Origin of the sequence: Mucilaginibacter sp., from assembly GCF_028288105.1 — a bacterium.
In the GTDB taxonomy this organism is placed as follows: domain Bacteria; phylum Bacteroidota; class Bacteroidia; order Sphingobacteriales; family Sphingobacteriaceae; genus Mucilaginibacter.
The window spans coordinates 1-9,880 of sequence record NZ_JAQBOI010000264.1 but is presented as its reverse complement, the minus strand read 5'-3'; the positions used below and the strand labels follow the sequence as shown (position 1 = coordinate 9,880).

General features: G+C 41.0%; 10 protein-coding genes. 4 read left to right on the top strand and 6 right to left on the bottom strand.

What is annotated here, in order from left to right; genetic code table 11:
- The 4 genes from JWQ85_RS17875 to JWQ85_RS17860 all read right to left on the bottom strand — a co-directional run.
- A partial coding sequence (locus JWQ85_RS17875) for a helix-turn-helix domain-containing protein (RefSeq protein WP_299470368.1) occupies positions 1-737 on the bottom strand: 737 nt, incomplete at its 3' end.
- 245 nt (positions 738-982) lie between these two features.
- Positions 983-1,546 carry a ribosome recycling factor gene (frr, locus tag JWQ85_RS17870; RefSeq protein WP_299470367.1) on the bottom strand — a complete coding sequence of 188 codons (564 nt, stop codon included), beginning with the start codon at positions 1,544-1,546 and terminating at the stop codon, positions 983-985.
- A 284-nt stretch (positions 1,547-1,830) separates the two neighbouring features.
- The gene (locus JWQ85_RS17865) at positions 1,831-2,223 is read right to left on the bottom strand and encodes an RNA-binding protein (RefSeq protein ID WP_256540701.1); all 393 of its coding nucleotides are present in this window, start codon (positions 2,221-2,223) and stop codon (positions 1,831-1,833) included.
- 145 nt (positions 2,224-2,368) lie between these two features.
- Positions 2,369-2,821, bottom strand: coding sequence for a 3-oxoacyl-ACP synthase (locus tag JWQ85_RS17860; RefSeq protein WP_299470366.1), 453 nt, complete (start codon positions 2,819-2,821; stop codon positions 2,369-2,371).
- Positions 2,822-3,125: 304 nt separating this feature from the next.
- Here JWQ85_RS17860 and JWQ85_RS17855 point away from each other — a divergent pair, with 304 nt between their 5' ends.
- Positions 3,126-3,311 carry a hypothetical protein gene (locus tag JWQ85_RS17855; protein ID WP_299470365.1) on the top strand — a complete coding sequence of 62 codons (186 nt, stop codon included), beginning with the start codon at positions 3,126-3,128 and terminating at the stop codon, positions 3,309-3,311.
- Here the strand turns inward: JWQ85_RS17855 and JWQ85_RS17850 are convergent.
- Positions 3,308-4,423 carry a CapA family protein gene (locus JWQ85_RS17850; RefSeq protein ID WP_299470364.1) on the bottom strand — a complete coding sequence of 372 codons (1,116 nt, stop codon included), beginning with the start codon at positions 4,421-4,423 and terminating at the stop codon, positions 3,308-3,310. The two genes, JWQ85_RS17855 and JWQ85_RS17850, sit on opposite strands and share 4 nt — an antisense overlap.
- A 62-nt stretch (positions 4,424-4,485) precedes the next feature.
- Positions 4,486-5,061 (bottom strand): NlpC/P60 family protein, encoded by a 576-nt coding sequence (locus tag JWQ85_RS17845; RefSeq protein ID WP_299470363.1) that lies wholly within the window; start codon positions 5,059-5,061, stop codon positions 4,486-4,488.
- A 582-nt stretch (positions 5,062-5,643) separates the two neighbouring features.
- Here JWQ85_RS17845 and pdhA point away from each other — a divergent pair.
- From pdhA to JWQ85_RS17830, 3 genes are all read left to right on the top strand, one after another.
- A complete protein-coding gene (gene pdhA, locus JWQ85_RS17840; RefSeq protein WP_299470362.1) occupies positions 5,644-6,639 on the top strand; it encodes a pyruvate dehydrogenase (acetyl-transferring) E1 component subunit alpha in 996 nt (331 codons plus the stop codon).
- Between the two features lie 41 nt (positions 6,640-6,680).
- Positions 6,681-8,366 carry a pyruvate dehydrogenase complex dihydrolipoamide acetyltransferase gene (locus JWQ85_RS17835; protein WP_299470361.1) on the top strand — a complete coding sequence of 562 codons (1,686 nt, stop codon included), beginning with the start codon at positions 6,681-6,683 and terminating at the stop codon, positions 8,364-8,366.
- A 172-nt stretch (positions 8,367-8,538) separates the two neighbouring features.
- Positions 8,539-9,645 (top strand): acyltransferase, encoded by a 1,107-nt coding sequence (locus JWQ85_RS17830; RefSeq protein WP_299470360.1) that lies wholly within the window; start codon positions 8,539-8,541, stop codon positions 9,643-9,645.
- The last annotated feature ends 235 nt before the right edge of the window (positions 9,646-9,880 follow it).

Sequence of the window (9,880 nt, the reverse complement as noted above, 5' to 3'; positions counted from 1 at the left end):
GGCGATACCGCCATCTTGGCCAGCTCGTACATATCATTATCCATTTTGATGAGTGCGCAGGCACCAACAGGCTCGTTATTATACAAAGCGATAAGGATGTGCCCGCCTTTGTTAAGAATATACTCATTCGGATGGTCAAGGGATTTATAATCTGTTGCTTCCATCTTAAAGTATTGGGTTATCCATTCCTCGTTTAGCTGTTTAAAGGCAGGCTGATATTTGGGTTTATAATCCACTACTTGTACGTTTTTGCTTTCGCGGATTTTCTTTTCGTCCTTTACGCGATTGAGCAGGCTTTTCTGCTCCAGTAAAAACTCCCATTCTTCAATCGCTTTCCAGATATTGTATTGGGTTTCGTTCAGCGCATTTTCAACCGCAGCATTTACATCCTCATATTGTACCTGTATACGCTCGTTTATTTCGCGCCCCTTATCTGTTAGCCGGATATAATTTTTCCGGGCATCGGCCTTATTAGGAACTTCTTGCGCCACACCATGCTTCACCATTTCTTTAACTATAGTACTTACTGATGGATGCGAATGGCTTATCTCTTGTGCTATTTGCATAATTGATTTATCCTCGCCCTGGGCTAATGCATAAAACACCGGGAACCATTTCGGGTTCATGTCTATTTCGTATAATTCATAAACCTTACTTGCCTGGTCGGTAACCAACTCACTTAGCCTGCGCAGCCTGCTGCCCAGCGCCATTTTGCCCACTTTTTTATAAAACTCCATTATGTATTGTTGATTACGTAATCAATTACGCAATTATATGGAGCGCTTATTTTATTTGCAAATTTTATTATTTAACCACAGAGGAGACGGAGTTTTTCACAGAGTTCACAGAGCTTAAAAGGTTATTAATAGAGAGTACAACGAGACAATAATAATTCTCTGTGCACCTCTGTGGTAAATATCGAACAACAAAAAAAGGGATGAACCTTTCGGCCATCCCCTTTAATATTAGCAGGTTTAAAAAATCAAACCGTCATGATATCTTTTTCTTTTGCTTCTGATAGCTGATCTACCTTAATAATGTAAGCATCAGTCAGTTTTTGCACTTCGGCTTCCCCGACTTTAATTTCATCTTCAGAAACACCGTCTGTTTTCAATTTTTTGATTTTCTCGTTGGCATCTTTACGGATGTTGCGCACAGCAATTTTACCGGTTTCAGCTTCGCCCTTTGCTTTCTTAACCAAGTCGCGGCGACGCTCTTCGGTCAATGGCGGAACGTTAATGCGGATAATAACCCCATCGTTTTGTGGATTAACCCCAAGGTTGGCTTCTTTAATAGCTTTTTCAATAGCAGGTAATAATGATTTTTCCCATGGCTGTACAATAATAGTACGTGCATCAGGGGTGTTTACACTACCTACCTGGCTCAGTGGAGTAGGGGTACCGTAGTAATCAACACTAACATCATCTAACATAGATGGGTTAGCTTTACCTGCACGTATCTTGGTTAATTCACTATCTGCATGGGCAATTGCTTTATCCATTAAAGCTTTTGCATCATTTACTTGTTTCTTAATGAGTTCGCTCATTGGTTATGATTTTTGACAAAAATAATAAAAAGTATCAAAGCCCATTAAATTCTTATCTATCCAAACAAGAATTTATTTGCCCCATTAACAAAATGTCGGGCACACGAGTTTAATTAGCTATATCAGAGAAAAATAGTGGCTAAAGATATTATCAATATAGCAAGAATTACCCTTAAAAAAAGGCAATAAAAAGCACGCTAACAAAATTATGAGAGCGTGTTTCAAAATAAATTAAAGCAAAACACCGCAAATATTAACAGTGCTTTGCTTTTAATCTGTACAGATTACCAACGGCTACCGCCGCCGCCGCCTCTGCTATCTTTTGAGTAGCCGCCACCGCCGCCACCTCTGTTGTTGTCTCTTGAGTAGCCACCGCCACCGCCGCCGCGGTTGCCACCACCAAAACCACCGCCACCGCTTCTGCGATCACCTGGTTTTTTGTCTTCTGCCTGGCTAACGGCAATTGAGCGGCCGCTAACTTCAGAACCATTTAAGCCTGAAATTGCTTTTTGTGCAGCTTCGTCATCAGACATTTCAACAAATCCAAAACCTTTGCTTCTGCCGGATTCTCTGTCAATAATAATTTTCACGGTGGTTACTTCACCATAAGCTTCGAAAAGCTCTTGTAAATCTGCTTCCTCTAATGAGTACGGAAGGCTTCCTACGAATATGTTCATCAAAAAATAGTTTAGTAATGATCAGTTTATAAGCTGTCATTTATTTGTTTACACCAAATATAGAATAGAAATCAATCAATTGTACAATAATTTGTTAAACTATATTTTTTATTTTATAAATAAGCACAATTTATAGGCCGAAAAATTAAAGAATTGACTGTATTTGATAAGTTTTTTCATTTAAAATAAATTCGTCGCCCGCTTTTTTATCTTTCAGTTTAAATCCAATTGGCGATGCCGGCGATACCGCGAAGTAGTTTTTATCATCTAAAAGTAGCGTACCTGCACTAATAGCCAGGTAAAAATTGCCATTATTAGTAAATATTACACTGCCGGTTTCTGCTTTTTGCGATATGCCATTATACGAGATCTGATTTAACGCTACCATTAGCTTATTGGCCTCGTTCAGTTGGGCAAGGTTACGATTGGTTTCTTGCTGCGCCATTTCGCGGCCGGTTTCATATTTATCGCCCGCGCTGCTTTTGGTATCATCGTTTTGAGATTGCTGCGCTTCGGCAATTGCCTGTTCGGCGGCTTTCATCCGGGTTTGTACGTAAGCAACGCACAATGCGTGCAGCTTTGCTTTTATATCATTCATTATATTATAATATATATCAATATGGAACGAAGATGGATAAAATGGGTGGGATTGCTTAAGGCTATAAAAAATAAAAGCCCCAGGCACTCGCTGCCCGGGGACTTTCAACCTAAACCTTATCACAATGTAAATGCGAGGCACTTACAGTATTATTAACGTAATAGATTGCAAAATGATACATCTACCCTTAAGGAAATTACACATTTATGATAAATATTGTTTGTTATAAGCAAAAACCAGAGGCAAACAAAGCGATGTTATTATGGTTAATGAATAGTTGTTTACACATAACTAATTATATAACATGAACTTAAAACGTACTTTTGGAGCTATACTTACCGTATTGGGAATTATTGGCTTAATTTACACCGGTGTCCAGATCATTCAACACACAGGTGCAGCAACCACATTAATTGTTGTTGGTTTAATTTCTATAATCTTCTTTTTTACAGGGATCAGCCTTGTGCGCAATACAAAGGACGAAGCTTAATTTGTAAAGAGGGGGGTAATTGCCCCGGAATCGGAGATACTTAAACCGGGCTGAATAAAATCGGCCTCGGTTAAAGTTTTTATGCGAAACGCAGTTCGGTTTAAAGTGTCGGGCCTTAAGCCTGTTTGATGGTCTTGCCTGTAAGATATTAACCGGCCATCTAAAAATTCGCCTTTTTTATTGATCCGAAGCTTTAATAATGGTGCAAGGCCACAAACACCGCTTACGCTTACACCTTTATAAGTAACAAAGTTACCCAGGCTGTAAGCTATTAATCTGTTTTTATATAGTTCAATTGCGCGGCTAACATGCGGGCCGTGGCCAAATATTACATCAGCGCCGGCATCAACCGCAGCATGGGTAAAAGCGCGCAGGTTACCACGGTTCTCTCCTTTAAATATTTCTATATCCAGGGGCACATGTTCATATCCGGTACCCTCGCCACCACCGTGGAAAGAAACGATCACGATATCGCTATTAGCTTTTAACTCCTGAATAAGATTTTTCGCAGCGGCTATCTCCAATAAGGATACTGTTTGCCCGTTTGGCGAAAACGCGCAAAAACCATATCTAACGCCATTTAAAATGAATTTTTTTGATGGATGGCTTTTAAAACCAGCCGCATTTATACCCAGGCTATCTAAAATTTTGATAGTGCTTTTTCGCCCTGCCTGGTCAAAATCGTTAGAGTGGTTATTGCCTACGCTAAGTATATCAAACCCTGCATCTTTAAAAATTCCGCCATAATTTGTGGGCATCCTAAATAAATATCCCTTGTGTTTAAACCTTAGTTTATAGCCAACGGGTGCACCGGTATCCAGCAATACCCCTTCCAAATTGCCAAAAGTTAGATCGGCCTTGCGCAGATCTTCCAACGCGTACTTAAAGCTATTTCTGGCACTATCGGGTGGTAAAAAAGTACTGTCGGGATAAGATGATCCAAGCATAATATCGCCAACGGCAGCAATATTTATAGTATCAGATATTGGTTTAACAACAGGCTCCTGCACCTCGGTAACCGGTTTTTCTGCAATAATCTTTTTTTGTGGCAGGTTAGTACAACCAGTTATTAGTATAAAAACAGAAAAAAATAATGTTAACCAGGTTTTCATACAAGGGCAAAAAAAATCCTTTCATGGTTAGTGAAAGGATATAGATATTAATTTAGGTTTACTTAGTTAGCTGGTTCGTCGTCAGTTGATGCCGCCGAAAGTTCACTTTTAAATGATTCTAATAAACGGCCGCCTTTGTAAAAGTAACGGCTGTAATAAGCATCGTCTAAACTGCTTATAGCAACACCTTTTGATGATGCATGTGCAAACCTGTTGTTACCCAGGTAAATGCCAACGTGTGATATGCTGCGGCTGTGAATTTTAAAGAAAACTAAATCACCTTCTTTCAGATCGTCTTTACCAACAGGGTTAACCATGCTGAAAATATCGCGTGAACTGCGGCGGATAGTTAAATTGAATACGTCACTATATAATTGCTTAGTAAATGCGGAGCAATCAATGCCTTTTCTTGAGCTACCGCCAAAACGGTAAGGTGTACCTATCCAATCGTATACAAAATGAAAAAGTTTCATGTTAGAGGTTGCAGATACCGCAACACCCATTATTTGTGATAAATAATCTTTTGCTAAACTCTCTTGTTCGGCCGATTCGGCAGCTGGAGTTGGAGCGTTTTTTGTTTGAGCCTGAGCCGCTAAAACGCTCAGAAATAATGCAATAGCAATTATTGTTTTCTTCATTTAATCCCTTTAATTGCTGAATTAGGACAGCAAATGTATATTAAATCGGACGTTGTGTCTATTGTTGGATACAAAACTATCCAATAATTTTTAATTACCAAATTAATCGTAAGGTTTTTTTTCATAACGGTTGATGTAATATTTTTGAGTTTCAATACTTTTTTTATCGTTAAAGTAAATTAGGGCGCAGGCAATTTCTTCGGATGAAATTTTCTCCAGTGAATTATAAGGGACTTGCTGCAATTCAAATAAACAGATAGGTAACACATTAAGGGGTGGCTAAAACCGGCTAAAAAGGGTTGTAAAACGCCCAAATTCGCCTCTAAAATGTATTGGTTCGACCACATTTGGTAAGATTTTTTTTGAAAAGAATATTGCGGAAAAGGAAGCTTTCGCGCTCGTATAAAGCGTACATTTTACACCACCTCCAAATGTTATTTCGCTTTTTATAAAAATGCTATGCATGCATTGGAAAGGCGCTTTAAAAATTTAATCAAATCATGCTAACAAATTCGTTCCAGTTTCGGTTATTTGCAGGATATAATTAGATTTGCACTTTCTCATAGAAACTTTATTTAATAAATGAGTTCAATCGAAATAACTAAAGACACCTACCTGATGTGGTATGAGTCTATGCTACTGATGCGTAAGTTTGAAGAAAAAACTGGTCAATTATACGGTCAGCAAAAAATACGCGGGTTTTGTCACCTGTACATTGGCCAGGAAGCTGTTTTAGCCGGCGCAATGTCTGTTATACGCCACGAGGACAGTTTGATTACCGCATATCGCGACCACGCGCACGCTTTGGCAAAAGGGACAACCCCTAACGCTATTATGGCCGAGATGTATGGTAAAGCAACCGGATGCTCAAAAGGCAAAGGTGGCTCGATGCACATGTTCGACAAAGAAAACCATTTTTATGGCGGGCATGGTATTGTAGGCGGACAGATCCCGATGGGTGCAGGTATTGCATTTGCAGAACAGTATAAAGGTACCGATAACGTAAACATTGCCTACATGGGCGATGGTGCCGTGCGCCAGGGTGCATTAACCGAAACCTTTAATATGGCCGCGTTATGGAAACTACCTGTAATTTTTGTTTGCGAAAACAATGGTTACGCCATGGGTACTTCTGTAGAGCGTACTACTATACAAACAGATATTTACAAATTAGGCTTGCCTTACGGTATCCCGTCATCACCGGTTGATGGTATGGACCCGGTTGCCGTACACAATGCAATGGACGAAGCTGTTGCACGTGCACGCCGCGGCGAAGGCCCAACCTTTTTAGAAATGCGTACTTACCGTTTCAAAGGCCACTCGATGAGTGATCCGCAGAAGTATCGTACTAAGGAAGAACTGGAAAGCTACAAATCAAAAGACCCAATTGAAACAGTAAAACTAACTATACAAAAAGAAGGTTATGCTGATGACAAATGGTTTGAAGAGATAGATGCGAAAATTAAAGCACAGGTTGAAGAGGCAGTTAAATTCGCTGAAGAATCACCTTGGCCGGAAGCATCAGAACTTTATACTGATGTTTATGTACAACAGGATTATCCTTACATCCGCGACTAATATCTTATATTTATAAATATTAACAATATTCATCACAGTATATGGCTGAAGTAGTTAAAATGCCTAAAATGAGCGATACCATGACCGAAGGGGTATTGGCGAAATGGCATAAAAAAGTTGGCGACAAGGTAAAATCGGGCGATGTTTTGGCCGAGATCGAAACCGATAAAGCCACTATGGATTTTGAATCGTACCAGGATGGCACCCTGCTTTATGTAGGTGTTGAAGAAGGCAACGCCGTTCCGGTTGATGCTGTTATTGCCGTTTTAGGTAAAGAGGGTGAAGATTATAAAGCACTGTTAGAAGGTGCTACTACTACTGCAAAAACAGAAGAGAAACCCGCTGAAGAGGCTAAGCCTGCGGCTGCTGAAGATAAAAAAGCTACTGCACCAGCTGCGGCTGCAAAACCAAAAGTAGACCTATCAACCATACCGGCCGCGGTTATCCGTATGCCATTGCTTAGCGATACCATGACTGAGGGTACTATTGAAAAATGGTACTTTAAAGTCGGCGATAAAGTAAAAGCAGATGACGCAATTGCTGATGTAGCAACCGATAAGGCTACTATGGAAGTTGTAGGTTACGAAGAAGGTACACTATTATACATTGGTGTAAAAGAAGGCGAGGCTGCAAAGGTAAATGGCATTATTGCTATTGTAGGTAAAGAAGGTACAGATATCACCCCATTATTACAGGATGATGCCGGAGCTGATGCACCTGCAGAAGCTGCTCCTGCTGCCGAAGCTTCAAAAGAAGCTGCACCAGCTGCTACTTCTGATGCTGCCCCAACTGCTACTGCAGCGGGTTCTACAGAAGATGATAGCCGTGTTAAGGCATCTCCGTTAGCACGTAAAATAGCTAAAGATAAAGGCATTAATTTAAATGATGTAAAAGGCAGTGCCGATGGCGGCCGTATCATCAAAAAAGATATAGAAGGCTTTACACCATCTGCAAAACCTGCAGAAACCGCTAAACCGCAAGAAGGCGCACCAGCTGCTGCCCCTGCAGAAAAAGCACCGGTTGTATTGCCAACTTACACAGGCGAAGAGAAATTCAGCGAGAGGCCGGTTACGCAAATGCGTAAAGCTATCAGCCGTAGGTTATCTGAAAGCTTGTTCACCGCGCCACACTTCTATGTTACCATGTCGATAGATATGGACCAGGCAATTGCTGCCCGTAACAAAATGAACGAGGTTGCGCCAGTTAAAATATCATTTAACGATTTTGTATTAAAAGCTTGTGCGGTTGCCTTAAAACAACACCCGGCTATTAATTCATCGTTCCTGGGCGATAAGATCCGCACCAACGAGCATGTACACATTGGTGTAGCTGTAGCGGTAGACGAAGGTTTACTGGTACCGGTTATTAAATATGCCGATGGTAAATCGTTAAGTCACATTTCAATGGAAGTAAAAGACTTTGCCGGTAAAGCGAAATCTAAAAAATTACAACCTGCCGAAATGGAGGGCTCAACCTTTACTATATCAAACCTTGGTATGTTTGGTGTTGACGAGTTTACCGCGATTATTAACACACCAAATGCTTGTATCCTTGCCGTTAGCGGTATTGCGCAAGTGCCGGTTGTTAAAAATGGCGCGGTAGTACCTGGCAACGTAATGAAAGTTACCCTAAGCTGCGACCACCGCGTGGTTGATGGCGCAACAGGTGCCGCATTCCTGCAAACCTTAAAATCATTACTGGAAGAACCGGTAAGGATGATGATATAATTAAGTCGGAAGTCCACAGTCGGGAAGTCCGAAAGGCAAAAAAGCGATGAGTTTACTCATCGCTTTTTTGTTTATATGCTGCCGCGAGCTTTCAGCTCGTGATGGGCACCGATGCATTTTTTTTATAATTTGCGCCGGTTTTAATTCATAATCTGTATATCCAATTTTATTAATGAACAATAATGAGCTGGCCACCAAGCCACACTACCCCATATTAGATGGCCTTCGCGGTGTCGCAGCTATTATCGTCGTAACCTTTCACTTAACCGAGCCATTGGGAACTGGGCACCTGGATATCTTGGTCAACCACGGCTATCTGGCCGTTGATTTTTTCTATCTGTTGTCCGGCTTTGTGATCGGCTATGCGTATGACGACCGCTGGCATAAAATAACCGTCGGCAGTTTCTTCAAACGCCGTATCGAACGTCTGCAACCCATGGTGGTTTTGGGGATGACCCTCGGCGCTATCGGATTCTATTTTACGGATTCTACGCTATGGCCGCTCATTCATACCATTCCTGTCTGGAAGATGCTGTTAGTGATGCTGATCGGTTATACCATCCTGCCCGTACCATTATCGCTTGATATACGTGGCTGGGAAGAGATGCACCCCCTTAATAGCGTGGGATGGTCTTTGTTTTTTGAATACATTGCCAACATTCTTTATGCTGTCTGGATCAGGAAATTCTCTAAAACGGCATTAAGCATCCTGGTGATCATCGCGGCTATCGCGTTGGCACAACTGGCTATCAGCAACGGCGATGTAAGCGGCGGCTGGACATTAAATGTGCCACATGTACGCATTGGGCTAACCCGTGTTATATATCCTTTCTTTGCCGGTCTGTTACTGTCGCGTATAGCCAAACCCACCCAAATAAAAAATGCCTTTTTATGGTGCAGCATTTTAGTAGCTGTCGTACTTTATATGCCGCGCATTGGCGGTGCTGAGCATTTATGGATGAACGGAGTGTATGAGTCTGTTTGTATCATCATTGTTTTCCCGTTGATAGTATACCTTGGCGCCAGCGGTGTGATACAAACGCAAACAGAGAGCAGAATCTGTAAATTTTTAGGCGAGATTTCCTATCCGCTTTACCTGGTACATTACCCGCTGGTTTATTTTTACGTTGCGTGGGTCAGCAACCATAAAGGCACAACCATCGTACAGGCTTGGCCCTATGCATTACTCATTTTAACAGGAGCCATAGTTTTAGCCTATGCCGCTTTGAAGTGGTATGACGAGCCGGTTAGGAAATGGTTACGGAAGAAGATGGGATAAGAATATTAAAGTTCATTTATTATAATATCTATAAGACAAAAGAATCTTATTGTTAACTGTGTATATTTAAACATGGATATTAATAATTTCGGACCATGTGAGGCAACTGTTTTGGGAACCGTACCTGATTGGATTATCGCATTTACAACAATTGTTACAGCATTTTTTTTGATAAAAACCTTTCGATCGCAAAAAGAGGTTCAAAAAATGCAGCAGTCGATAACGGATATTGAAA

What these genes read in the sequence shown, in the direction of transcription:
- frr (WP_299470367.1), bottom strand. Translation starts at nt 1,546, where the DNA reads ATGAGCGAACTCATTAAGAAACAAGTAAATGATGCAAAAGCTTTAATG.
- JWQ85_RS17865 (WP_256540701.1), bottom strand. Translation starts at nt 2,223, where the DNA reads ATGAACATATTCGTAGGAAGCCTTCCGTACTCATTAGAGGAAGCAGAT.
- JWQ85_RS17860 (WP_299470366.1), bottom strand. Translation starts at nt 2,821, where the DNA reads ATGAATGATATAAAAGCAAAGCTGCACGCATTGTGCGTTGCTTACGTA.
- JWQ85_RS17855 (WP_299470365.1), top strand. Translation starts at nt 3,126, where the DNA reads ATGAACTTAAAACGTACTTTTGGAGCTATACTTACCGTATTGGGAATT.
- JWQ85_RS17850 (WP_299470364.1), bottom strand. Translation starts at nt 4,423, where the DNA reads ATGAAAACCTGGTTAACATTATTTTTTTCTGTTTTTATACTAATAACT.
- JWQ85_RS17845 (WP_299470363.1), bottom strand. Translation starts at nt 5,061, where the DNA reads ATGAAGAAAACAATAATTGCTATTGCATTATTTCTGAGCGTTTTAGCG.
- pdhA (WP_299470362.1), top strand. Translation starts at nt 5,644, where the DNA reads ATGAGTTCAATCGAAATAACTAAAGACACCTACCTGATGTGGTATGAG.
- JWQ85_RS17835 (WP_299470361.1), top strand. Translation starts at nt 6,681, where the DNA reads ATGGCTGAAGTAGTTAAAATGCCTAAAATGAGCGATACCATGACCGAA.
- JWQ85_RS17830 (WP_299470360.1), top strand. Translation starts at nt 8,539, where the DNA reads ATGAACAATAATGAGCTGGCCACCAAGCCACACTACCCCATATTAGAT.